The organism is Saccharopolyspora sp. NPDC049357 (genome assembly GCF_040677225.1).
Lineage (GTDB): Bacteria > Actinomycetota > Actinomycetes > Mycobacteriales > Pseudonocardiaceae > Saccharopolyspora.
In genome coordinates this window covers 28692-51249 of sequence record NZ_JBFAQJ010000027.1, presented here as the reverse complement: position 1 = coordinate 51249, position 22558 = coordinate 28692, and the positions used below count along the sequence as shown (strand labels likewise).

At 66.9% G+C, this 22558-nt stretch carries 24 protein-coding genes; 11 read left to right on the top strand and 13 right to left on the bottom strand.

Features of this window, described 5'->3' with window-relative positions:
* Positions 1–27: 27 nt before the first annotated feature.
* Positions 28–570: a hypothetical protein gene (locus AB0J91_RS21760; RefSeq protein WP_363871756.1), complete on the bottom strand. Its 543-nt coding sequence runs from the start codon at positions 568–570 to the stop codon at positions 28–30.
* Positions 567–839 carry a hypothetical protein gene (locus AB0J91_RS21755; RefSeq protein ID WP_363871753.1) on the bottom strand — a complete coding sequence of 91 codons (273 nt, stop codon included), beginning with the start codon at positions 837–839 and terminating at the stop codon, positions 567–569. Before AB0J91_RS21755 ends, AB0J91_RS21760 begins: the two co-directional genes overlap by 4 nt.
* A gap of 103 nt (positions 840–942) precedes the next feature.
* On the opposite strand from AB0J91_RS21755, the gene AB0J91_RS21750 reads away from it, so the two are divergent.
* Complete coding sequence (locus AB0J91_RS21750; RefSeq protein WP_363871750.1) at positions 943–1329, top strand: winged helix-turn-helix domain-containing protein; 387 nt, start codon at positions 943–945, stop codon at positions 1327–1329.
* A gap of 26 nt (positions 1330–1355) precedes the next feature.
* On the opposite strand, the gene AB0J91_RS21745 is transcribed toward AB0J91_RS21750, so the two are convergent.
* The gene (locus AB0J91_RS21745; RefSeq protein WP_363871747.1) at positions 1356–1556 is read right to left on the bottom strand and encodes a hypothetical protein; all 201 of its coding nucleotides are present in this window, start codon (positions 1554–1556) and stop codon (positions 1356–1358) included.
* A gap of 210 nt (positions 1557–1766) precedes the next feature.
* Here AB0J91_RS21745 and AB0J91_RS21740 point away from each other — a divergent pair, with 210 nt between their 5' ends.
* The gene (locus AB0J91_RS21740) at positions 1767–3134 is read left to right on the top strand and encodes a hypothetical protein (RefSeq protein ID WP_363871744.1); all 1368 of its coding nucleotides are present in this window, start codon (positions 1767–1769) and stop codon (positions 3132–3134) included.
* Between the two features lie 87 nt (positions 3135–3221).
* Positions 3222–4646 carry a pentapeptide repeat-containing protein gene (locus AB0J91_RS21735; RefSeq protein ID WP_363871741.1) on the top strand — a complete coding sequence of 475 codons (1425 nt, stop codon included), beginning with the start codon at positions 3222–3224 and terminating at the stop codon, positions 4644–4646.
* On the opposite strand, the gene AB0J91_RS21730 is transcribed toward AB0J91_RS21735, so the two are convergent.
* Positions 4643–5536, bottom strand: a complete 894-nt coding sequence (locus AB0J91_RS21730) for an aminoglycoside phosphotransferase family protein (RefSeq protein WP_363871738.1) — start codon at positions 5534–5536, stop codon at positions 4643–4645. The two genes, AB0J91_RS21735 and AB0J91_RS21730, sit on opposite strands and share 4 nt — an antisense overlap.
* A gap of 494 nt (positions 5537–6030) precedes the next feature.
* On the opposite strand from AB0J91_RS21730, the gene AB0J91_RS21725 reads away from it, so the two are divergent.
* Positions 6031–6261: a MerR family DNA-binding transcriptional regulator gene (locus AB0J91_RS21725; protein WP_363871736.1), complete on the top strand. Its 231-nt coding sequence runs from the start codon at positions 6031–6033 to the stop codon at positions 6259–6261.
* A 457-nt stretch (positions 6262–6718) separates the two neighbouring features.
* Here the strand turns inward: AB0J91_RS21725 and AB0J91_RS21720 are convergent, their stop codons facing one another.
* Positions 6719–7519 carry a Ku protein gene (locus tag AB0J91_RS21720; protein WP_363871734.1) on the bottom strand — a complete coding sequence of 267 codons (801 nt, stop codon included), beginning with the start codon at positions 7517–7519 and terminating at the stop codon, positions 6719–6721.
* 285 nt (positions 7520–7804) lie between these two features.
* On the opposite strand from AB0J91_RS21720, the gene AB0J91_RS21715 reads away from it, so the two are divergent.
* Positions 7805–8140, top strand: a complete 336-nt coding sequence (locus tag AB0J91_RS21715; RefSeq protein ID WP_363871731.1) for a hypothetical protein — start codon at positions 7805–7807, stop codon at positions 8138–8140.
* Positions 8141–8221: 81 nt separating this feature from the next.
* Here the strand turns inward: AB0J91_RS21715 and AB0J91_RS21710 are convergent, their stop codons facing one another.
* Entirely contained in the window at positions 8222–8701 is a 480-nt protein-coding gene (locus AB0J91_RS21710) for a hypothetical protein (RefSeq protein WP_363871728.1), read from the bottom strand.
* A 681-nt stretch (positions 8702–9382) separates the two neighbouring features.
* Here AB0J91_RS21710 and AB0J91_RS21705 point away from each other — a divergent pair.
* Positions 9383–9742: a hypothetical protein gene (locus AB0J91_RS21705; RefSeq protein ID WP_363871725.1), complete on the top strand. Its 360-nt coding sequence runs from the start codon at positions 9383–9385 to the stop codon at positions 9740–9742.
* A gap of 85 nt (positions 9743–9827) precedes the next feature.
* Here the strand turns inward: AB0J91_RS21705 and AB0J91_RS21700 are convergent, their stop codons facing one another.
* Positions 9828–11054: a PAS domain S-box protein gene (locus tag AB0J91_RS21700; RefSeq protein WP_363871721.1), complete on the bottom strand. Its 1227-nt coding sequence runs from the start codon at positions 11052–11054 to the stop codon at positions 9828–9830.
* A 402-nt stretch (positions 11055–11456) separates the two neighbouring features.
* Between AB0J91_RS21700 and AB0J91_RS21695 the strand changes: the two genes are divergently transcribed.
* From AB0J91_RS21695 to rfbA, 3 genes are all read left to right on the top strand, one after another.
* Positions 11457–11849: a VOC family protein gene (locus tag AB0J91_RS21695; RefSeq protein ID WP_363871718.1), complete on the top strand. Its 393-nt coding sequence runs from the start codon at positions 11457–11459 to the stop codon at positions 11847–11849.
* 47 nt (positions 11850–11896) lie between these two features.
* On the top strand, positions 11897–12388 hold the full coding sequence (locus AB0J91_RS21690; RefSeq protein ID WP_210968354.1) for a YajQ family cyclic di-GMP-binding protein: 492 nt from the start codon (positions 11897–11899) through the stop codon (positions 12386–12388).
* A gap of 206 nt (positions 12389–12594) precedes the next feature.
* Complete coding sequence (gene rfbA, locus AB0J91_RS21685; protein ID WP_363871715.1) at positions 12595–13470, top strand: glucose-1-phosphate thymidylyltransferase RfbA; 876 nt, start codon at positions 12595–12597, stop codon at positions 13468–13470.
* On the opposite strand, the gene htpX is transcribed toward rfbA, so the two are convergent.
* Positions 13467–14342: a zinc metalloprotease HtpX gene (gene htpX, locus AB0J91_RS21680; protein ID WP_363871712.1), complete on the bottom strand. Its 876-nt coding sequence runs from the start codon at positions 14340–14342 to the stop codon at positions 13467–13469. The genes rfbA and htpX overlap by 4 nt on opposite strands.
* A gap of 196 nt (positions 14343–14538) precedes the next feature.
* On the opposite strand from htpX, the gene AB0J91_RS21675 reads away from it, so the two are divergent.
* On the top strand, positions 14539–15447 hold the full coding sequence (locus AB0J91_RS21675; RefSeq protein ID WP_363871709.1) for a YceI family protein: 909 nt from the start codon (positions 14539–14541) through the stop codon (positions 15445–15447).
* 49 nt (positions 15448–15496) lie between these two features.
* Here AB0J91_RS21675 and ddaH read toward each other — a convergent pair whose 3' ends face one another.
* Positions 15497–16351 carry a dimethylargininase gene (gene ddaH, locus AB0J91_RS21670; protein WP_363871706.1) on the bottom strand — a complete coding sequence of 285 codons (855 nt, stop codon included), beginning with the start codon at positions 16349–16351 and terminating at the stop codon, positions 15497–15499.
* A gap of 74 nt (positions 16352–16425) precedes the next feature.
* On the opposite strand from ddaH, the gene AB0J91_RS21665 reads away from it, so the two are divergent.
* Positions 16426–16869, top strand: a complete 444-nt coding sequence (locus AB0J91_RS21665) for an Lrp/AsnC family transcriptional regulator (RefSeq protein WP_363786113.1) — start codon at positions 16426–16428, stop codon at positions 16867–16869.
* A gap of 13 nt (positions 16870–16882) precedes the next feature.
* On the opposite strand, the gene AB0J91_RS21660 is transcribed toward AB0J91_RS21665, so the two are convergent.
* The 4 genes from AB0J91_RS21660 to AB0J91_RS21645 form a co-directional block, all read right to left on the bottom strand.
* A complete protein-coding gene (locus AB0J91_RS21660) occupies positions 16883–18166 on the bottom strand; it encodes a hypothetical protein (RefSeq protein ID WP_363871703.1) in 1284 nt (427 codons plus the stop codon).
* 146 nt (positions 18167–18312) lie between these two features.
* Complete coding sequence (locus tag AB0J91_RS21655) at positions 18313–19341, bottom strand: polyprenyl synthetase family protein (RefSeq protein WP_363871700.1); 1029 nt, start codon at positions 19339–19341, stop codon at positions 18313–18315.
* Positions 19342–19388: 47 nt separating this feature from the next.
* The gene (nuoN, locus tag AB0J91_RS21650) at positions 19389–20930 is read right to left on the bottom strand and encodes an NADH-quinone oxidoreductase subunit NuoN (RefSeq protein ID WP_363871836.1); all 1542 of its coding nucleotides are present in this window, start codon (positions 20928–20930) and stop codon (positions 19389–19391) included.
* A gap of 26 nt (positions 20931–20956) precedes the next feature.
* On the bottom strand, positions 20957–22534 hold the full coding sequence (locus tag AB0J91_RS21645; protein ID WP_363871698.1) for an NADH-quinone oxidoreductase subunit M: 1578 nt from the start codon (positions 22532–22534) through the stop codon (positions 20957–20959).
* Positions 22535–22558: the final 24 nt, after the last annotated feature.

The following is a 22558-nucleotide window of genomic DNA, read 5'->3' as shown; positions in this document are numbered from 1 at the left end:
GGCGACTTGGCTGCTGGGTCGGGGGCATCAAAAAGGCCAGGTGGTCTCGCCGCCGTCGACGCGATCGGCAGCCCGGAACAGGGCCTCAGCCATCCAGGCGTCGTTGTTCTGATCAGCCCAGTAGGCCTCATCCCGCGCCGCATTCGGCCCGTACCGCTTGACGTACTCCCGGGCCTTCCGGTCGCAGCGCAGCTCGCGCTCCGCCCGCTCCGAGGCGCACGCCTCGACCGCCGGTTCGGCGGCCGGTTCGGTGCGCTCGACCAGCAAGGGCTTGCCGGTGATCTGGGAACGCCACGGCCCCTTCTTGCCCCGAAGGCCTTTGCGCTCCATCTCCAGATACGCCGCCGTGGGGACCTCATCGACGTGCGGCGGAGGCGCGTCGATCTCGAAGCGGTACGCACCGCAGTCACAGGTCCACCGCACCGACACCTCGCTGACCTGCTCACCACTGCTGGGCTTGTGCTCCGGGCAGGTCAGCTCACGCCGCCGCCTAGCACCCCTAGATCCGTCCTCGGTCGAAAACCGCGGCACCCGCCGCCCGGACAACAGCCAGCTCAGCAACCCGTTCACGCCGCCTCCCCGGAATCCGAACCCGCGTCCACCTCGGTCGTGACCAGCCGCAGCACCGCACCGGCCTCGCGACGCTCGTAGCGCCGAAGCCGCGTGCGCTCCCCCGCACCCAGCTCCGACCACACGAACGGCGCCACCGGCAGCTCGCCCAGCTCGTCGGCGATGACCTGCGACCAGTAGTCCTGCACCGCCTCCTGCTCGAACTCGTCGAGCTCGGCCTCGCAAAACGCGAGCTCGGCACCCACCGAGACCCTGTCCGCGTCGTTCATCTCTACCTCCAGATGTTCTAGAACTTTCTTGATGTTCTGTAACGTAAGGGCTGCGCGTTCCGCTGTCAACCGGATGTGTCAGAACATCGAGTACGCTGATCGCATGGCTGCCAACGACGCTCGCGAGGACAAACGCCGTGCTAGCCAGCGCGTCGCCGACGCCCTACAGGGGCGGATCGACGCCGGCGAATTCGCCCCGAAGGACCAACTTCCGCCTTACCGAACCCTGGCGGCGGAATACAGCGTCGCCCTGGGCACGGCCATCAATGCGGTGAAGCTCCTCCGCGACGCCGGCATCGTGAAGATTCGGCCCAATGCCGGCGCCTACGTCCCGGAACCGTCGGAACAGCTCGACGTAGTTGCGGAGCTCAAGCGGGCACGTGCCCAGCTGGCGACCCTCGACGAGACCGCGAAGGAAATGGGTTCGACGATCAGGTCCCTCGAAACTCGCCTGGCTGAGATCACGAATCAGCTGGACGAGTCCTCGTAGCGGCCGCCGGTCCCCGGGCTGCCCAGTCACGCCATCAGCCCCTGAAAGAACTGCGCGAAGCCGCTGACCAGGGCCAGGAAGAGCTCAAACGCTCCCTTGGCCCAAACCGCCGATTCGGCGGGGTGCTTCACGATGAGGACGAGAACCGCGAACGTGATGGCTGCACCGATGAGCTTGGGCATGATGCCGCCACCGGTCTGAACTCCGGGGATCGTCTGCTTAGCCATGACTTCCTCCTTCGTGGAACCGGCTTTCAGGGAACTCGGACTGTTCCCGCCGCCGTTTCCGTTGTCATGACTCAAGAATCGCCGCCGCAGCGCTAACACATCAGTGCACAAAACAGGGCGCATTGGCGCACAGGGGGCACATGCCGTGTGCCTCGTGTGCCCCCTCCCGGCCAGTACACGTGTTTTACTACCTGGAGGAGGGGCACGATCATGGCTGCGAAGGAACCGAACCGTCGACTAGCTGCGCTGATGCGCGAGGCCGGCCTGACCAACAAGGGCCTCGCCAAGCGCATGACCGACCTCAGCAACATCGATGGCGGCGATCCCATCGCGCCTACGCACACCAACGTCGACAAGTGGCTGCGCGGGGAGACACGGCGCCCGAAGGCCCGCACCTGCCATGTGTTGGTTCGAGTGCTCTCCAACGCGCTCGGACGGCCTGTCACTGTCGATGACGTCGGGTACGGCGAAGTGCCGGCCGAAAACGTCGACGACACCCTCGAATACCCCGAGACCCTGTCCGATTCGGTGACGACGCTGACGCGCCTCGCAGAGTTCGACCTCCGGCCGAACGGACAGGCGGACAAGCTGCTCGTTGTCCCCGCAGCGTGGAGCAATCTCCTGGTCAAGTGGATGTTCGGCAGCGATGGCGAGAAGTCGAAGCCGGTGGAACCACGGCCTATCAGCGAGTTCGACGTCCAGGCGGTGAAGGACGCCACCTCGATGTTCGCCAACTACGACTACCGCTACGGCGGTGGTCGCCCCAAGCCCCTGGTCGCGCAATACCTGGAAAGCGAAGTTCTCCCGTTGCTGCCACACGTGCAACCGGACACTGAGCTGGGACGACGGTACTTCCAGGAGGTCGCAGCGCTTACGCGGTTGGCGGGCTGGACCTGTTACGACACTGGTCAGCACGCTCTTGCGCAGCGGTACCTTCACCAGGCGTTCCGTCTGGCCAAGGCAGCCGGCGACCGCGCTTTGGCCGGCCGCATTCTCGCGGGCATGAGCCACCAGGCCAACTTCCTCGGCTACTACGAACAGGCAGTGCACCTCGCCCGCGGTGCAGCTCAGGGCGCCCGCGGGCAGGCCACCCCTACTGCGATGGCGCTCTTCCATTCGATGGAGGCTCGCGCGCTCTCTTCGCAGGGCAACGAGCAAGAAGCAACCGCTGCGATGCTGGAAGCCGAGAAGTGGCTCAGCTCCAGCAACCCCGACGATGACCCGGAGTGGATCCGGTACTTCGACCTCGCCGAGCTCAACGCCGAGTTTGCTCACTGCTTCCGCGACCTCGACAAACCCGACCTCGCGACCGAACACGCGGCCAAGTCCATTGAGGTCTCTGAAAGCCTGTACGTCCGCAGCTTGTCCTTCTGCCGCACCGTGCTCGCCACGTCATATCTCCAGGCCAACGAGGTAGAGCAGGCCGTCACCGTCGCCCGCGAAGTCGTCGACACGGCCGCCGGCCTGAAGTCCTACCGCGTCAACTCCTACCTAGACGAGTTCCGCCAGCGCCTACGACAGCATTCTGACTCGCCAGTGGTCGAGGAGTTCGAGTCGTACGCCGCTACCCAGGACTAGTGCGCTTCACGTAATCGCACGCACACACGGGCCGCCAAGTGTGATCATTCTGTTGTGCTTGGCTCTCATGAAAGTAGACAACACCGAGTGGGCTGGCGTTGGTGGCTAGGCGCTGCCCTTGTACTCGCCACCGTCCTCGTCTGGATTCCACGGCCCGTATACGCCGCTGTCAGTGGCTACCTACCGGTTAACTGGCGAACGCTGTTGACCGCTCTCGGCATCATCGGCCTGACTGTGCTCGCCGGTTCCGCTGTGGCCACGCGCAGGCGACCGAGCAACGAACCGGGTCAAGGCAATGATGTAAAGAAACCCCTCTTGCGGGAAATTCCTGGCTGGGCAATCTGGGTCAGTATGACCGGCCTCGTCGCGGTCGGCTTGCTCGCGACATGGTGGCTTGTCACCAGGTACGGAAGCGGAGACCCGACGGCAATTGAACAGAACCGGATCAAGCTTGAATCCATTAGGCTTGCGGGAAGCGTTGTCGTCGGGACGGGTGGAGTAGCAGCGTTGTTGCTAGCAGCCCGGCGACAGCGGGTGAGCGAGTTGGACTTGCTTCAGAGGGATCGCGTCGCAGACGACAATCGCCACGACGCTAACGAACGCCGCGCGACCGAGCTGTATACCGCTGCCGCTGAACAACTGGCTTCAGACAAGGCGCCAGTTCGCATGGCCGGAATGTACGCTCTCTCGCGTTTGGGTGATGCCAATGAAGACCTTCGTCAGACAATTGTGAACCTGCTTTGCGCTTACCTACGCATGCCAGACGTCAGCATCGCAAATTCCGTGGCGCCCGCAAAAGACGGGCAGAACGACCACAAACCCGACGGTTCACCCCAAGCGTTAGTGGTTGACCTCGCCCCTGCTCCCCTTGCCGCCCTGACAGCACTGTCGCCAGATCTGCATTTACAGCAACAGCAAGAACGTCAAGTACGCCTTACAGCCCAGCGCATACTCACCCGCCATCTGCAACCACAGCGCGACGAAAACGGCAACCCTTCGAACACCAGCTTCTGGGCCGACAGGAGCATCGACCTGTCTGGCGCCAACCTGCACTGGTGGAGCTTCACGGGGTGCGAGGTGAATTCTGCTAATTTCACAGAAGCACAGTTTCATGGCCACGCAATGTTCCGGGGATCAAAGTGCAACGTTGCGATGTTCGGGGAAGCGCAGTTCCATAGCTCCGTCGAATTTGAAGGGGCCCATTTCTGGCTCGGATGGTTTCCCTCTGTCAATTTTTATGAGTTCGCTAGGTTCAGCAACGCGCGGTTCTGGGAACGGGCCCTTTTCAGTGAGGCGCGATTCCACGAGGGTGCCGATTTCACCGGAGCATGCTTCGACGAAGAACCGTCCTTCTACAGCTCTTTGGCTCGGCTTGATTTGGACAGCGACACAGAATGGACGTGGCCAAGGGGCTGGTTTACCCAGGACATTGATCTCTTAGACGAGCACGGGGGCCGATGGGGAATATTAGTTACCAACGATAGCGCACTAGACAGTGAGCCTGAAGGCTAGAAGGTCCGCCAATGACGTGGACGTTCAGTGTCACGGAGATCGGCGATCCGTTTGTGCACTTCGTCGTCGATCTCCGGTGACTGTCCGATCTGCTGGGCAAGCCAGGTGGTCATATTAAGCTCCCGGATCGCCCTGATCACGGGGAAACCGTCCCATTTCAGCGGGTCGAAGCCGTAGGCCTTGACGTAGGCGGCGTACTCGTCGTCACTGAGCCAGCCAAGAGCTTGGTACCGGACGGCTTCCACGCAAGCGTCCCATTCGCGCGGCCCCCAGCAGAAGTCCTCGAAGTCGATGACCTTGACGGTGCCGTTTCGGTCGCGCATCAGGTTGGCCTTGTGGAAGTCGCCGTGCACTGGCCCGAATCCGAGTCGGAAGTTCAGGCCGGCGAACTGCTCGTCGAGCTCGTCCTTCCGGGTACCGAGGAAGTCCCGCTCTTCTTCGGAGAGAGCGCCGCCGATTGCCTTGAGGCGGCTTCCAATCTTCGGCATGGGCTCGAAGAACGGCAATGCAAGGTCGGAAGGCTCCGGGATGGAGTGCAAGCGCCGCAGCACCTCGCCCAGCTCGCCGGAGCTGACCGGTTCATCGCTCTCTTCGATGAACTCCCAGAAGGTCACCACGAGATCCCCGACCGTCACGAACTCGCGGTCGGTTGGGGCAAGCTGTGCTGCCGGGAACTGGTGTGAGGCGAGCCATGTAGCGATGCGGGCCTCTTTGCGGCCGGCCGTGATCGACCGCCCCACGCGGGCAATGATCGGGGCGGAGGCGAGGCGGAACATCGCGTTCTCGCCCATGCGCACTAGCTCTGCACCACGGGGGTCGACGCCGGCGCACTCGCAAGCGGTCTCCAGAACTTGGCGGGTGGTCTGCGGCGTGAACGTCGCGTTCTCCATCAAGCGCTGCTCCTCCTCGGCTCGCTCCAGCAGGCTACGGCCCGACCGCGCGGCTGCCTAGGCGACATACGGTCCTTCCACATGCCAGGAAGCGGCAGTGCCGCCACAGGCGCTCTCATGGACAGCTGAGAGCTCCATAGACGGCCTGAACGGCCCTTTCCTAGGGATTGGGCCGCACGTCCGCAATCATCCGGCCTAGCCCGCCTCTTCATCACGCGGCGCTTGAGTCACCTGCTTGGCACTCCTCGCGTTGGTGGAGTCTGGGCGAATCGAGAGGGCCAGCCGGTGAGCGCTACGAACGTGCCAGTCGAGCGCATCCAGACCCATCGCGCCAAGGTCCACCAAAACGCGACCGCAGCGATGCCCTCTAACCGGGCAGACGTACCACTCCCGATTGTCGATCAGTACAACGTCTAGCTCCACCTCGCCCACCCCAAATCGGACAACCGTGGCAATCGTGGTGAACGCGAGTATAGAGCTTGATCACTGCATACATGGCAGACGATGAGCGTTCACTCGAAGGGACGCATACGGTCCGATTCGTGGCGGACGAGCTACTGACGTCAGGTCAGGTCGCGAAGCGTCTCGGAATCAACCCGAGTACGCTCGCCCGCTATGTCCGTGAGGGGAAGCTCAAGCCGTCGTTGACCCTGCCGAGTGGGCACCACCGCTGGACCTGGGAAGACGTGCTCGAACAGCTGAGAGCCCAGCAAAGCGAGAACTAACCGCGCGAGCAGGGGTTCACCGCGTGCGCTGGCACCCACCACAGGTGCCGAACCCCGCCAGCTCCAGGTGCCACGCCTCGCTGCAGACGAATGCGGACCTCACCCCACCAGCGACCGCCAGTGTCTCGCCGCCAGGCGACCAGCTCGCCGTCCACGGTCGCCGTCATGTCCCATCCGTCGGGCAACTCTGAGCCGGGCTCTGCAGGCCGGATGGCGAACACGACCGAGAGGTCCACGCGGACCGGGACCGGTGGGCGTCGCTCCCGATCGTCACCCGGAAGTGAGGGCGGATGCGCTTGGACGCGTTCGAACATGTGGTCTAGTATTGCCGATGTGTGCCTCGACAGCACACCCGTTCACCGAGGTAGGGGAAGTGCCGACGGTGGACACGACAGCGCCCCGCGACACCTGACCAAGGCGCCGCGGGGCGCTTCGTCGTCCGCTCGCCCCTACTCCTTCAGCCGGTCTCACGCTGCCCAGCGCTGCGCGCCTGGCGGGCCTGGTCGAGGCTGACTCGCAGCGCCTCTTCCAGATCCGCAGCTTCCTGCGAGCGAGGCGCCGGTACGGCGATCTGGCGGTGGGCGAGCTTGGCATCGATCAGCGCCTGCAGCGCCTCGCGTGAGTGGTCCCGATAGGTCGTGGGATCGAAGGTCGTGCTCGACAGCGACAGCACCAGCTGTTCGGCCATCCGCTGCTCCTGCTCGCGGGGCTGCGGAGCCCGGTCGGTGAGCCATCCGAAATCCGGTTCCCGCACCTCATCCGGCCACAACAACGTGACCAGACTGATCCCCGGCCCATAGAGCCGCAGCAGCGCCAACCGCTCCCGAGTCCGGATCGCCACCCGCCCCAGCCCCACGTGACCGGTGTCGGTCATGGCGTCGCGCAGCAGGCTGTATGCATTGAGTGCGACCTGGTGCGGCTGCAGGAAGTACGAGCGGTCGAACAGGATTGGATCCACCGCGCCGGCCGGGACGAACTCGGCCACTTCGACGGTGTGCGCACTGGGCAGCGGCAACTCCGCCAGCTCGTCCTCAGTCATCACGACCATCCGGCCGTCGGGCAGCTCGTAGCCCTTGGCGATCTCCTCCCACGGCACCCGACGGTCCTCCGCAGTGCAGACCCGCTCATGGCGCACCCGTGCCCCGTCGGTTCGGTGCACCTGCCGGAAGCTGATCGAGCGCGACTCCGTCGCCGCCGCCAACCCGACCGGGATCGCCACCAGCCCGAAACTGATCACACCGTTCCACAGCGTCCTCACAGCGCAAGCCTGCGCCCAGCCAGCGAGCCCATCCAAGGCCGTTCGGCCCTTCACACTCGGCACCGCCCGCCGACACTGAACCCCACCTGCCTGCGCGGGCGGAAGGACGGCCGCTTGCCGCCCGCCAGTCCACTGACATCGACGATGACCCGCCCCCAGGCAGGGCCATTCAACAGCAACGAAAGCTCACCGGGGCTGGGGAACCCGAAGGCCGCCGCTTGATCCGGGGCGACACGTCCCCCGATGAACAGCCCTCCGGTGGCAGTGGCGCGAGAAGATCGCTGCATGAGCTCAACGAACCTGATCGACACCGAGCGCGCCGCACTCGACCGGGCCGCGCAGCGCCAAACCACCAGTGCGCTTGCGGAAATGCTGGCCGAGGCCGACCGGTTGGGACTGCCGCCCCTGACCTGGACCATCTCGTCGGGCTTGTCCCGCGCACTGGCTGGTCGCGTGCCGGACGTCGACCCCGCCCCGCACGCGACCCTGCGGGCATGGGCGGCCTTCTGCGACCTGGGAATGCCGAAACAGCACCGCGCGGTCGGCCACTGCCCGCACGACGAAGAGGTCGTCATCTCGGTCGAGTACGAACCCGAGATCCAGGACCCGCCGCAGCGCTGACCCGCAGCCGATTCCGCCGGCGAGCTACGCTCACCTCCGCACCGGTCGGTGCAGAGGCAAAGCGCTCGCCGGGTCAGGAGGTCACGGAGACCAGGGCTTGGCGGAGGTGTTGTAGCGATGCCGGAAAGCAGCGGCGAGGCGGATGGACACGGCCCGGACTTGTTCTGCCCAGGCATCGAACACCTGCAGCGGCGAGGTGCTGGTGTGCTCGTTCCACAGGCCCACCACGGACTCGCGCGCGATGATCTCGCCCAGCACCGACCGGACGGGCTCGCTGCAGCCGGCGGCGACGTTGAAGGCGATGAGCGGCAGGTCCATCGCGTCGGCGAAGGCATCGCTGTTCACAATGGGCTCCTCCAGCCATTCGCCAGCGCCGGCGATGTGCTGTCCCAGCCCGTGTAGCGCGAGGCGTTCCTCGGAGGCATCCAAGACCTTCTCTTGGTCCTCGGTGTGGTGCCGCACGCCGCACTTGTTGTCGTCATCGGACCAGACCAACAAGCTGGCCAGGTCAATCAGCTGTGTCAGGTCGGTGCGCACGTCGCGCCTGATTCCAAGATCCATAGGCGGAGGGTAACCGCAATAGGTGACACTCCGTGGTGGTTGCCGTCGTACCCGGGTGACCCGCTGCAGCAGCGGAGGCGCGGTGACATCCCGGTGGCCACACCGTCGGCGGCGCACGGCGCACGAAACGGGTACGGCAAATACACGGTCAAAGCGACGAACCAGGATGAAAAGTTCCTGGTCAGCACACATTCAGCAGAGAGCCTGTAAATCAGCCGGCATTGCCTTCGGAGGTTCGAATCCTCCACCCGGCACCCACCGAAAACGGCCCCCTGACCAGCTTTGAAGCGGTCAGGGGGCCGTTTCGCGTTGTCCGGCTGTGTACGACTCCCGGCGGCTCAGTACGAGAGCTTCTGGACAATGTCTGGACACACCCAATGCGGCTTGGACAAGTCCGAAGCTGATCACAGCGTTTTCACAGCGCAAGCCTGCGCCCGGCTGGCCAGCCCTCCCGAGGCCCTTCGGCTCTTCACCCGCCGACGCACTTTGCCGAGTCTGGCCTTGAGGTGATTACCGATGCGCAAATCTCTCGTCGCCCTAACCCTGGCGGGCTCATTCCTGTGCCTCGGGACTACGGCCGCTGCAGCTGACCCCTCGATTCAGCCTGCCCAGTCGCAGAGCTCGGCAGTTCAGGAGAAGCGGGACAACTGCTTTGCGACGTATCGGACCAAGCAGTCGCGCGTGCAGCTGTGCAAAATCTCCGGGCAGGTCTACTACCGCGGCTCCAGCGCGGCCGGGTCGATCACCCTTCCTGCCGATCGCATCTCCGCCGGGACGTACGAGACCGAGGAGAACGATGGCCACGTCTACACCATCAACTCCAAGGAGTTGGTCATCACCCGCGACGGCGAGGTGATCTCCGAGCAGCCCGTGATCTCCAAGAAGACGAACAAGTCCACGACGCAGAAACCCAATTCGAAGACCCCGCGTGACGAGGGCTCCTTCAGCTACCGGGCTCCGGGCACCAGCTGCGTGCAGAAGGGCGACACCACCACCTGCACCACGCCGTACGGCAGCTACCGCTACAGCTACCAACGCTGAGCCGACAGCCGACCAGCCGAGAAGCTTTGCAGTCCGGCCATGTACGACGAGCCGCGCCAAATGCGCGGCACAAAGTTCAGGCCCTCTAGCTTCGGCTCCGAGCTTTGCGGACGTACATGTCGCGGTCGGCGGCGTCCAGCAGCTCCACGCGGGAGAGCGCCGGGAAGGTCGTGGTGGCAAGCCCGACGCTCGCCTGCAGGGAAACCCGGCAGCCCGACACGACGACGTCGGTCTTGAGGTATTTCTCCACGCAGTCGCGAAGCACCTCCGCCGCCGCGAGATCGGGCACGCGGCTGACCACCACGAACTCGTCTCCCCCGACGCGGGCCACGGTGTCACCGGTCCGCGCGGCGTGCAGCAGCGCATCACCCGCCGAGATCAGGAGCTGATCGCCGACGGCGTGCCCGTGGCGGTCGTTGGTCTCCTTCAGCTTGTCGAGGTCCACCAGCATCACGGCCAGCACGCCCCCGTCGCGTGGTAGTTCCGCTAGTGCGTGATCCAGCCGATCGGCCAACAGGGCGCGGTTGGCCAGCCCGGTCAGCGGATCGTGCAGGGCCAAGTGCGCGAGGTGCTCGTCCGACATGCGCCGATCACCGATCTCCTCGTACTGGCCGACCACGCACACCGGCGCGCCCTCCGGGCCTGGTACCGCGCTGACCCGGATGAGCAGCCAGACCGGGTACCCGGCCTTGTGCCGGTAGCGGGTTTCGACGCTCACCCGGTCTATGCGCCCCTCGAAGACATCGGCGAACGCCGCGCTCGCCTCCTCGTCCGGGTAGGTGAGGTCGGTGGGATCCAGGTCCACCAGCTCGTCGTGGCTGTAACCGAGCAACTCGCACAAGGCGGCGTTGACCTCTGTCCAAACCCCGTGCGCGTCCAGCAGAGCCATCCCGATGGGAGCGTTGGCGAACGTCCCCTGCCATCGGTCGTTGGATTCGTGCCGGTCGGTGATGTCCTGCGCGTGGGTCACGATGAACAGCGGACGATCTTCGTCGTCCCGGATGACCGAGGCGGACAGGAGCAACCAGATGACCCGCCCGTCGGCGCACACGCAGCGGAACTCGTGGGAGACCTCGCCCGAGGGCTCCGCGAGCACGTCGCCGATCATGTCGAGCCCCACCGTGTCGTCAGGGTGGATGTAGTGGTGGCGGTGGTTCTCGACGATCTCGTCCCGCTCGTAGCCGAGGAGACGGCACAGAGCCTGGTTGACGTAGAGGAAGCGCCCCTCCAGGTCGAGCACCGTCATCGCGGATGCGGCCTGGTCGCACACGACCCGCCACGGAATCCGATCCTCATCACCCGGTAAGGGCATAGGCCGACGGTAGGCGGCCTCGCCCGCATGTCGAGGCGGTTCACCCCTGTGAGTGACTTGCCACGCAGCGGGCATGGCCTTCGCGTTGTCCGGATCAAACCGGCTCGGCATGACGACTTTTCGACGAGCTGCGCTCGATTCGCGCTGTCCGGATGGGGCCTGCTCACCCCAGCCGGTCTTCAGCCGGTGCTGAGGCGCAGCAGGAGACGGTCGCTGATGTCGACCTCGTGCAAGTTTCACGATGACGGCGGGCTCCGCCCCCGGATTACGGCCGTGTTCGGGGACCTGATTACGGCGGTAATCCGCCTCCTGATTACCGGGGTAATCCGGTACGTCCTGGGGGAGGGGTGGGCTCGGGCTGATCCGGTTCCACCGGGTGTTGGCTGGGTGGAGGATGGGTTGATGCGGATCTCTTTGGTTTCTCTCGTGGTGGACGACTACGACCGGGCGATCGCTTTCTTCGTGGACGTGCTGGGGTTCGAGCTGGTGGAGGACTCACCTTCGCTGACCAACGACGGGCGGGAGAAGCGGTGGGTCGTGGTGCGGCCGCCGGAGGCGGGAACGGGCGTCCTGCTGGCGAAGGCGGACGGGGAGCGGCAGGCGGCGGCCGTGGGGAACCAGACGGGCGGCCGAGTGGGCTTCTTCCTGCAGGTCGACGACTTCGACGCGCAGTACCGGCGGATGGTCGAGGCCGGGGTGGAGTTCCTGGGCGAACCCCGGACCGAGCCCTACGGCCGGGTGGTCGTTTTCCGCGACGTCGCGGGTAACAAGTGGGATCTCCTCGGATCCCGGTAGCGTGTTCAGGCAGACCTGAACAGCGGCTCAACCGGGAGGTAGTCAAGGTGGCAAACCCGTCCTTCGACGTGGTCAGCAAGGTGGATCACCAGGAGGTGGACAACGCGCTGAACCAGGCGGCCAAGGAGCTCGCCAACCGGTTCGACTTCCGCGGCACAGGAACCAAGATCTCCTGGTCCGGTGAGGACGCCGTCGTCCTGGAATCGGAGACCGAGGAGCGTTGCAAGGCCGCGATCGAGGTCTTCAAGGAGAAGCTGATCAAGCGGAACATCTCGCTGAAGGCCCTGGACATGGGCGAACCGGCGAGTTCCGGCCAGATCTACAAGGTCACCGGCAAGATCGTGCAGGGCATCTCGCAGGAGATCGCGAAGAAGATCTCCAAGAAGGTCCGCGACGAGGCCCCGAAGGGCGTCCAGGCTCAGATCCAGGGCGACGCGCTGCGCGTGTCCGGCAAGAAGAAGGACGACCTGCAGGCCGTCATCTCGCTGCTGAAGTCCTCCGACTTCGACGTCGCCCTGCAGTTCGAGAACTACCGGTAGACCCTCGGGGCGGTTTTGGTCCGAACCGTCCATGATCGATGTCCCTTTTGCCCGGTCAGTTCGGACCAAAACCGCCCGGCGCCCACCCAGCCCTGGCGGGAACCCGCCTCGGAGCTGCGCGGATGTCCCCTCCCGGCCTCGCCCGGATACGCTCGTCGTCGGGTTCGGGGCGGGGACGCCGCGCCGGCTGATCGGGAAGGTGCTGTGTGAAGGGGATCGTGCTGGCCGGAGGCAGCGGGACTCGGTTGCACCCGCTCACCCAGGCCGTGTCGAAGCAGCTTCTCCCGGTCTACGACAAGCCGATGATCTACTACCCGATCTCGGTGCTGATGCTCGCGGGCATCCGGGAGGTCCTGCTGATCTCCACCCCGTCCGACCTGCCGCTCTTCCGGCGTTTACTGGGCGACGGATCGCAGTTCGGGCTGGAGATCTCCTACGCCGAGCAGCCGCAGCCCAACGGGCTGGCGGAAGCCTTCGTCATCGGGGCCGACTTCGTCTCCGACGAATCCGTCGCGCTGGTGCTCGGCGACAACATCTTCTACGGCCAGGGCTTCTCCGGAATCCTCCGCGACTGCGTTCGTGACCTGCGCGGATGCACCCTGTTCGGGTATCCCGTGCGGGATCCGCAGCGGTACGGGGTCGGCGAGGTCGACGCGGACGGCAAGCTGCTGTCGATCGTGGAGAAGCCCACCGAACCCAGGTCGAACATGGCGATCACCGGGCTGTACTTCTACGACAACGCCGTCGTCGACATCGCCAAGGGACTCTCCCCGTCGCCGCGAGGCGAGCTGGAGATCACCGACGTCAACCTCGCCTACCTGCGAGAAGGCAGCGCGCACCTGACCGAGCTCGGCCGCGGCTTCGCCTGGCTGGACACCGGGACGCACGACTCGCTGCTGGAGGCCGGGCAGTTCGTGCAGGTGCTCGAACACCGCACCGGCGTGCGGATCGCCTGCTTGGAGGAGATCGCGCTGAAGATGGGCTTCATCTCCGCCGAGGCCTGCTACGAGCTCGGCGCCAAGCAGGTCAAGTCCGGGTACGGCGAGTACGTGATGGAGGTCGCCCGCAAGGCCGGTGCCTAGTGGATCGGGGGTAGCTGCCTGCCCGCCATGCCCTCCAGCCGCGCGATGCGCTCGTCCATCGGCGGGTGCGTCGAGAAGAACCTGGTCAAGCGCTCGCCCGGGCGGAACGGGTTGGCGATCATCAGGTGCGACTGCGACACCAGCTGCGGTTCCGGGGCCAGCGGCGCCGCCTGCGTCCCCAGCTGCAGCTTGCGCAGGGCCGAGGCCAGGGCCAGCGGATCGCCGGTGAGCTGAGCGCCCGACGCGTCGGCCTGGTACTCCCGGGACCGGCTGACCGCCATCTGCACCACCGCCGCTGCGATCGGCCCCAGCAGGGCCACCAGCAGCATCGCGAACGGGTTCGGGCGGTCCTCGTCGCTGCCGCCGAACATGCCGAAGAGCAGTCCGAAGTTCGCCAGGAACGTCACGACGCTGGCCAGCGCTCCGGCCACGCTGGAGATCAGGATGTCGCGGTTGTAGACGTGCGAGAGCTCGTGGCCGAGCACGGCGCGCAGCTCGCGCTCGTCGAGCAGCTCCAGGATCCCGGTCGTGCAGCACACCGCGGCGTTGCGCGGGTTGCGGCCGGTCGCGAACGCGTTCGGGGCGCGGGTCGGGCTGATGTACAGCGCGGGCATAGGCTGCCGCGCCGAGGTCGCCAGCTCGCGCACGATCCGGTACACGGCCGGCTGCTCGGCTTCCGAGACCGGCCTGGCGTGCATCGACCGCAAGGCCAGCTTCGCCGAGTTGAAGTAGGCGAACCCGTTCATGCCCAGCGCCACGACCAGCGCGATGACCAGTCCGGCCCGACCGAAGATCGCACCGACCAGCAGCACCAGCGCGCTCATCCCGCCGAGCAGCACCGCGGTCTTCAGACCGTTGAAATGACTGTGCACCTCATGCCTCCGCCCGTGATTCAACTGGAAAACGCTTGGCGTCGACGGCTGGTTCCGCTCAACGAATGTGCGGAATGCAACTACGCCCTCCGATCGGGTGAACTCGATGGTCGATCTAGGCTGAAATGCCCAGTGATTGAAACCGAAATCGTTCCTCCGCTTCCCCCTCCCGGAGGATGCTCAGAAGGGAATCTCAATGGTCCTCGCCAAGCTGCGCCGACGGTTGTCGGCCAGCCCCGGCACCCCGGCGCGCTCCCCCCGCGGCGGATTCTCCCTGCACCCCACGCCACTGGACAGCGGTCTGGTGAGCGGGCAGGTGCACGACGATCGCGGCTCACTCCTCCCCGACGTGAACGTCACCATCGTCGACCGTCTCAACCAGGTCATCGGTGAGACCAAGACCGACTCCTACGGCGGCTTCGCCCTCGCCGTCGCCCCCGGCACCCACCGGTTGTCGCTCACCTCCGGCGGCTTCCGCCGCCACAGCACCCGGATTCAGGTGCAGGTCAACCAGCACTCCCCGCTCGGCAGCATCGGAGTGGAGCCGGACGACTCGCTGCAGCTGCCGCAGCCCGGCCGCTACCGGTTCGACCCGTACCACACCGAGATCCGGTTCGTCGCGCAGCACATCGGGCTGTCCAAGATCCACGGGGAGTTCCGGCGGTTCGACGGCGTGATCGACGTGGCGCCGCGGTTCGAGGACTCCCGGATCGAGGTCGTCATGGAGGCCGCCTCCATCGACACCGGGGTGAAGATGCGCGACGACCACCTCCGGTCGGCGGACTTCCTCGACGTCGAGTCGCACCCGCAGCTCCACTTCCGCAGCGACCGGCTCACCCACGTGCGCGCGGACCGCTGGAAGGTCAGCGGCTCCCTCACCCTGCGCGGTACCACGAGCCCGGTGGAACTGTCCACGGTCTACCTGGGGCAACGCACGTTCCAGGGTCCTGGGTTCGACGGCGACCTGCGGGTCGCCTGCGACGCCACGGCGACCCTGCGCCGCGAGGACTACTCGGTGAACTGGCAGGCCACGCTCGCCAAGGGCATCGCGGTGGTCGGCCCGACGGTCAGCATCGAGCTGGGCGTTCAGGCAGTCATGGTGTGACTGCGCGGAGAACGGCTGCACGAGCACCTCGCGCAGCCGTTCTCCCGGTTCAGGCGTGCAGTTCCATGGTGCAGCACTTGGGGCCGCCACCGGACTTGCGGAGCTCGGAGATGTCGAGCCCGATCACCTCGTACCCGCGTTCCTCCAACTGCCCGGCCAGGCCCGTCGCCTCGAACGGCAGCACCACGTGGTGGCCGTCGGAGACCCCGTTGAGGCCCAGGCAGGAGGCGTCGGCCTCGTCGGCGATCACCGCGTCCGGGAACATCCGCGCCAGCACCCGGCGCGAGCCCTCGGAGAAGGCGCCGGGGTAGTAGGCGATCTGCGCGTTCGGCCCCTTGTCCAGCACGAACAGTGCCGTGTCCAGGTGGTAGTAGCGCTCGTCGACCAGGCTGAGCGAGACGACCGGAACGCCCAGGGCCTCCTGCGCCTCGGCGTGCGCTGCCGGGTCGGTGCGGAACCCGGTCCCGGCCAGCAGCACCTCACCGGTCCAGGCGAAGTCACCCTCCGCCTCGTTGATCCGGGTCGGCATCACCAGGTCGCGGTGGCCGCGGGTGACGAACCAGCGGCGGAAGTGCTCGGCCTCCGCGGCGCGCTCGGGAGCCCGGAACTTCGAGCCGAGCACGCGGCCCTCGATCACCGTGCCGGAATTCGCGGCGAAGACCATGTCGGGCAGGCCGGGCTGCGGCTCGATGGTGTCCACGGTGTGACCGAGCCGCACGTAGGTGTCCTTCAGCTCTTCCCACTGCGCCATCGCCAGCGCCGCGTCCACCGGTTCGTCCGGGTTCATCCACGGGTTGATCACGTACTCGACGGTGAAGTACGCGGGCGGGCACATCAGGAAGTGGCGGGTGGTGGCCTGCTTGGCCGCGAGCGTTTCGGCGGGTCGCGCCGCAGTTGCCGTCATGAATCGAAATCTAAGCGCTACGGATACCTACCATCAACGCCGCTCCGTTCGTCATTTGCGGCAGAATGTTGCGCATGGACGCCTTGGACCAACGAATCATTTCGCACCTGGTTTCCGACGCTCGCGCGAGCTACGCGGAGATCGGTTCGGACGTGGGACTGTCCGCGCCCGCGGTGAAGCGACGGGTCGACAAGCTGCTCGACCAGGGCGTTCTGCAGGGGTTCACCGCGGTGGTCGATCCCGAGGCGCTGGGCTGGGGAACGGAGGCGTTCGTGGAGGTCCACTGCCACGGCAACGTCCCCGCGCACCGGATCCGGACCGGGCTGGAACCGCTGCCGGAGGTCGTCGCCGCCTACACGGTCTCCGGGCAGGCGGACGCCATCGTGCACCTGCGCGCGGCCGACATCCACCACCTGGAGGAGGCGATGGAACGGCTCCGCGAGGTCGACTTCATCTCCCGCACGGTCTCCACCGTCGTCCTCTCGCGCCTGCTCGAACGCCAGCCCCAGACCGACTGAACCGCGGGTGGGCTCAGGAGCGGTTCCAGGACTCGAAGCCGGCGATCTCGGCGTCGGAGGGCGTGCGGAACCAGACGTCCGCGCTGATCTGGTCGTACTGCGGGGAGTCCGGGGTGTGGTACGTGCGGGACGCCGAATGCCCCTTGATCATCGGGCCTGCTGAGGCGGGGGCCTGAGCGGGCGCGGGGCGAGGAGCCTCGGCCCCGGCCCGGCGGGGTTCCGGGCGGTCCGGGACGGGTTCTTGCGCCTGTGAGGTCTCCGACGGCTTCTCCCACTTGGCGTCGCGGCCCGGGTGCGGGCCTGCGCCCGGGGTCCGGCGGGGAAGCGGAGCGGAGTCGTCGGGGTTGTCGACCAGGTTGATCTCCGGGGGCTCCGCGCCCTCATCACCGCGCGAGAGCGGTTCACCGCTCTCGACGCGCTGCCGCAGAGAGTCCGGGATGTTCGGCGGGTCGGCCTGCACGACCGAGTCGGAGCGCGGCTGCGGAGTGCGCTTCGGCAGCGGCTTGGCCTCGGTACCGTCGCCGTTCAGGCTGCCGCTCGCCTGCGGCTGCTCGCCGGGAACGGACGGGATGACCTGCGTGGCGTCGGCGCCGATCGGTGGCGTGTAGGGCACCCCGGCGTCACCGCTGGACTCCGGCTCGAACAGCGAGCGGAGCTGGCCCGAGAGCTGATCGGCCTCCTCGGCGTCGGCTCCCGGCGGGAACTGCGACGGGCGCGACTCGGTCCTGGGCTCCTCCACCTCCGGGTTGCGGAACCAGGTGTTGTCCCCGGACGGCGCCTCCGGCTCGGGTTCCGGCTCCGGTTCCGGCAGGCGCTGCGTCTCCACCGGAGCGGAGCGGGTCGTCGTCTCCGTCGCGACCCACGGGCGCGGCCGGCGGTCCCACTCATCGAGCTCCTGCTCCTCGGGGGCTTCCCACTGAGGCGCGCGCTGCTCCTCGGGCGCCTCCCACTGGGGCGAGCGCTGCTCCTCCGGGGCCTCCCACTGGGGCGAGCGCTGTTCCTCCGGGGCTTCCCACTGGGGCGAGCGCTGTTCCTCCGGCGCCTCCCACTGAGGCGAGCGCTGCTCCAGCAGGTCCAGCGACCGGTGCTCGGTGACCGGCTCGTCCTCGTAGGTCTCGTAGACCGTCTCGTCGTAGATCGGCTCGTCGTAGACGGGTTCGGCGTAGCGCGGCCTGGCCAGCTCAGCCTTGAGCCTGCGCCGCAACGGCCTGACGAACAACGCCCAGGTGACGAGCGCGCCGAACAGGAAAGCGGCGAGGCTCCACAGCCACACCTGGGTGAACAGCCAGGTGATCACGAGAGATGTCCCTCCTCCGGGGCTCCAGCAGCTCCGCCGGTCACACCCGGGTTCCTACCACGCGTGCGAGCCAACCCGGTACCTCCTTGACCCGCTCGTGACTCAGACGGCGGGTTCAAGACAGACCGCGCGTTGACAGCAGCACATCACCAGGTGCGGGCGACCACGTAGTCGACGAGGGAGGACAGCGCCTCCCTGGCCGGCACGTCGGGCAGGGAGGCGAGTTCCTTGCGGGCGTCGTCGGCGAACTCCTGCAGCGTGCCGCGAGTCCGCTCCAGACCGCGCGATTCGCGCAGCAGCCCCAGGGCCTCGGCGACCTCGGCGTCGGTGGACAGCGGACGCCCCAGCAGCTCGCGCAACCGGGACGGGCAGCTCTCGTCGGCCAGCGCGTAGAGCATCGGCAGCGTCTTGACGCCCTCGCGCAGGTCGGTGCCGGGGGTCTTGCCGGATTCCCTCGACGGCGAGGCGATGTCGATGATGTCGTCGGAGATCTGGAACCCGGTGCCGATCAGCTTGCCGATGCGCTCCAGCGACTCGATGGTCGCCTCGTCCGCCCCGGAGAACCAGGCGCCGAACCGGCCGGCGGTCGCGATCAGCGAACCGGTCTTCTCGTAGATCACCCTGAGGTAGAAGTCGACGGCGTCATCGTCCTCGCCGACCCCCTCGGTCTCCCGCATCTGCCCGGTGACCAGGGCCTCGAAGGTGGCCGCCATCCGGCGGACCGCCTCGGCGCCGAGGTCGGCGATCAGCTGGGAGGCCTTGGCGAACAGGAAGTCGCCGGTGAGGATCGCGACGGAGTTGTCCCAGCGGGCGTTGGCGCTGGTCGCGCCCCGCCGCATGGTGGCCTCGTCCATCACGTCGTCGTGGTAGAGGGTCGCGAGGTGGATCATCTCCACCACAGCGCCGGACTTGACGACCTCGTCGCTCGTGGGGTCGCCGAACTGAGCGGCGAGCAGGACGAACAGCGGGCGGAAGCGCTTCCCGCCCGCATCCACCAGGTGCAGCGAAGTGCGCGTGGCGAAGTCGAGGTCGCTCTGCACCTCGTGGTGCAGCAGCTGCTCGACGCGAGCCATGCCCTGCTTGACCGAGTCGGCCAGCTCGGTGTCGGTGATCTGGAAACCACCCAACCCGGCTGCGCTCAGTTCACTGATCGGGTCATCCGCTGGCCTGCTCACGTCACCGTCGCCTTCGCTCCCCCACGATCGCCCTACGGGCGAGCACTCTACGACACGAATCCCCCGACGTTCGCCCAGTCCAGAACCAACGTCGGCAGCACGCCCAGCAACAACGTCACGACCACGCCCAGCGTGATCGCCGCCGTCGTGAACGCACCCGGCACGCTCACGGTGGGGCCGTCAGCAGCCGGTTCTTGGAAGTGCATCAGCACGATGACACGAAGGTAGAAGAAGGCCGCAACCGCACTCGCCACCAGGGCCACCACCACCAACGGTGCCATGCCATCGGTCAGGGCGGCCTCGAAGACCACGAACTTTCCGACGAAACCGCTGGTCATCGGGATGCCGGCAAGAGCGAGCAGCAGGAAGGTGAACACCCAGGCGACGAGGGGTGAACGCTTGGCCAGACCCGCCCAGTCCGAAAGGTGAGTTGCCTCACCGTCAGCCCGGCGTACGAGGCTGATCACACCGAACAGGGCGATCGTGGTGAACCCGTAGGCGAGCAGGTAGAACAGCGTCGCCGCCAGACCGCGGTCGGACAGCGCGAGCGCGCCCAGCAGCATGAACCCGGCGTGGGCCACCGAGGAGTAGGCGATCATGCGCTTGATGTCGCGCTGGGTCAGACCCAGCACCACGCCGATCACCATCGAGACCACGGCGATCGTCCAGACCACGCCGCGCCACTCCCAGCTGGACGCCTCGAAGGCGACCTGCAGCACGCGCAGGATGCCGCCGAAGGCCGCGACCTTCGTGCAGGCGGCCATGAAACCGGTGACCGCGGTCGGGGCTCCCTGGTAGACGTCCGGGGTCCAGGTGTGGAACGGACCCACCGACGCCTTGAACAGCAGGCCCACCAGCAGCAGGCCCAGACCGGCGAACAGCAGCGTGTCGGAGCGCTCCGAACCGGCTGTGGCGTCGGCGATCGCCTGCAGCTTCACCGAGCCCGCGTAGCCGTAGAGCAGCGCGAGGCCGTAGAGGAAGAACGCCGAGGCGAACGCGCCCAGCAGGAAGTACTTCACGGCCGCTTCCTGCGACAGCAACCGGCGGCGCTTGGCCAGCCCGCACATCAGGTACAGCGGCAGGCTCAGCACTTCCAGCGCGATGAACATCGTCAGCAGGTCGTTGGCCGCGCAGAACACCATCATCCCGCCCAGCGAGAACAGGGCCAGCGGGAAGACCTCGGTGCGCATCCCGGACGCCGACGCGGCGGCGCGGCTCATCGTTCCCGGGCCCTCGGCCGGGATCTTCTCCGCCACGAACGCGCCGCCCGGCTCCACCGAGCGGTCCGCGATCAGCAGCACCGAACCCAGTCCGAGCGCCAGCAGCGTGCCCCACAGGAACAGCGTCGGCGGGTCGACGGCCAGCGAGTCGGACAGCGTGGTCACCCCGGTCCCGGCGGACCGCGCGAACGCGGCCAGCGCGACACCGGCGATGACGATCGACGCCAGGCTGAGCCCGACCTGCACCGACCAGCGCTGGTGGCGGGGCAGGAACGCCTCGACCAGGATCGCCAGGCAGGCGGCACCGAGGATCACCAGCACCGGCGCGATCGCCGCGTAGTCGATCGGCGGAATCTCGACGGAACCCAGCTGGCTCGGGAATCCCTTGACCACTGTCAGTTACCTCCCTGCGAGGTCACGGGGTCGGTGACGCCGACCTCGCTCATGGTTGCCGCGACCGACGGGTTGATCACGTCCAGCACCGGCTGCGGGTACACGCCGAGCCCGATGATCAGCACGATCAGCGGGGCCAGCACGGCGATCTCCCGGGGGCCCAGGTCGGCCAGCCGGAGCCGGTGCGCGCCTTCGCGGTTCGGGTCGGTCACCGCCCCCGGCCCGGTCGCGGTGCCCAGCAGCGCGTCGCCGCGCACCGGGCCCTGCATCGTGCGCTGGTACAGCCACAGCACGTAGACCGCGGCCAGCACCATGCCGATCGTGGCCAGCGTCGTGTACACCGGCCGGGTCGGGAAAGACCCGACCAGCACGAGGAATTCGCTGACGAAGGAGTTGGTGCCCGGCAGCGACAGGGTGCTCAGCCCCGCGATCAGCAGCGTGCCCGCCAGCAGCGGGGTCACCTTCGCCATGCCGCCGTAGTCGGCGATCCGGGTCGAACCGCCGCGCACGATGATCATGCCGATGACCAGGATCAGCATGCCCGTGGCGATGCTGTGGTTGATCATGTACGACACCGCGCCGACGTGCGCCTGCGAGGTGAAGGCGAAGATGCCGAGCGCGATGAACCCGAAGTGCGCGATCGAGACGTAGGCGATGAAGCGCTTGAGGTCGGTCTGCCCGAACGCCTGCAGCGAGCCGTAGAGCACCCCGATCACCGCGAGCACCAGCACCAGCGGCGCCAGCTGCTGCGACGCCTGCGGGGTCAGCGGCAGGCTGTAGCGCAGGAACCCGAAGGTGCCGACCTTGTCCAGCACGCCGACCACGATCACCGCGACGCCGATCGGCGCCTGCTGCGCGGCGTCCGGCAGCCAGGTGTGGAACGGGATCAGCGGGGCCTTGATCGCGAACGCGGTGAAGAAGCCCAGGAACAGCCAGATCTGCACGTTCAGCGGGGCGTCCGACAGGATCGGGACGAGCTTGGCCCAGTCGAAGGTGCCCTCGCCGGTGACCTGGGCGCTGTAGCTGTACGCGCCGATGGCCGAGGCCAGCATGATCAGGCCGCCGAGGAACGAGTACAGGAAGAACTTCACCGCCGCGTAGCTGCGGTTCTCACCGCCGTAGCCGCCGATGAGGAAGTACATCGGGATCAGCATGACCTCGAAGAGCACGTAGAACAGGAACACGTCGGTGGCGGCGAAGACCGCCACGGTCAGCGCCTGTTCGAGCAGCAGCAGCGAGAAGAACCCGCCGTGCGTGCGGCCCTCGGGCAGCTTCTCGCCCCAGCTGTAGCCCAGCACCAGCGGCATCAGCACGGCGATGACCAGGACCATCACCAGCGCGATGCCGTCCACGCCGAGCGAGAAGTTGATGTCGAACGACGGGATCCACGGGATCGAGCTGGTCAGCTGCATCCGCGGGCCCGCCGGGTCGTAGGCGAACCACGCGGCCACGGCGATCACGAGCTCGGCGAGGGAGAACCCCAGCGCGGTCCACTTCGCCGCGCCGGCGTTGCCGCGCAGCAGCGCCACCACCACCGACCCGACGATCGGCAGCAGCACCAGGGCGAGCAGCAGGGTCATCGGATCTCCTCCCGGAGCTCACTG

Bases quoted from the DNA above. Each gene is read 5' to 3' on its own strand.
- AB0J91_RS21755 (WP_363871753.1), bottom strand. From the start codon at position 839: ATGAACGACGCGGACAGGGTCTCGGTGGGTGCCGAGCTCGCGTTTTGC.
- AB0J91_RS21750 (WP_363871750.1), top strand. From the start codon at position 943: ATGGCTGCCAACGACGCTCGCGAGGACAAACGCCGTGCTAGCCAGCGC.
- AB0J91_RS21745 (WP_363871747.1), bottom strand. From the start codon at position 1,556: ATGGCTAAGCAGACGATCCCCGGAGTTCAGACCGGTGGCGGCATCATG.
- AB0J91_RS21740 (WP_363871744.1), top strand. From the start codon at position 1,767: ATGGCTGCGAAGGAACCGAACCGTCGACTAGCTGCGCTGATGCGCGAG.
- AB0J91_RS21730 (WP_363871738.1), bottom strand. From the start codon at position 5,536: ATGGAGAACGCGACGTTCACGCCGCAGACCACCCGCCAAGTTCTGGAG.
- AB0J91_RS21725 (WP_363871736.1), top strand. From the start codon at position 6,031: ATGGCAGACGATGAGCGTTCACTCGAAGGGACGCATACGGTCCGATTC.
- AB0J91_RS21715 (WP_363871731.1), top strand. From the start codon at position 7,805: ATGAGCTCAACGAACCTGATCGACACCGAGCGCGCCGCACTCGACCGG.
- AB0J91_RS21710 (WP_363871728.1), bottom strand. From the start codon at position 8,701: ATGGATCTTGGAATCAGGCGCGACGTGCGCACCGACCTGACACAGCTG.
- AB0J91_RS21700 (WP_363871721.1), bottom strand. From the start codon at position 11,054: ATGCCCTTACCGGGTGATGAGGATCGGATTCCGTGGCGGGTCGTGTGC.
- AB0J91_RS21695 (WP_363871718.1), top strand. From the start codon at position 11,457: ATGCGGATCTCTTTGGTTTCTCTCGTGGTGGACGACTACGACCGGGCG.
- AB0J91_RS21675 (WP_363871709.1), top strand. From the start codon at position 14,539: ATGGTCCTCGCCAAGCTGCGCCGACGGTTGTCGGCCAGCCCCGGCACC.
- ddaH (WP_363871706.1), bottom strand. From the start codon at position 16,351: ATGACGGCAACTGCGGCGCGACCCGCCGAAACGCTCGCGGCCAAGCAG.
- AB0J91_RS21665 (WP_363786113.1), top strand. From the start codon at position 16,426: ATGGACGCCTTGGACCAACGAATCATTTCGCACCTGGTTTCCGACGCT.
- AB0J91_RS21645 (WP_363871698.1), bottom strand. From the start codon at position 22,534: ATGACCCTGCTGCTCGCCCTGGTGCTGCTGCCGATCGTCGGGTCGGTG.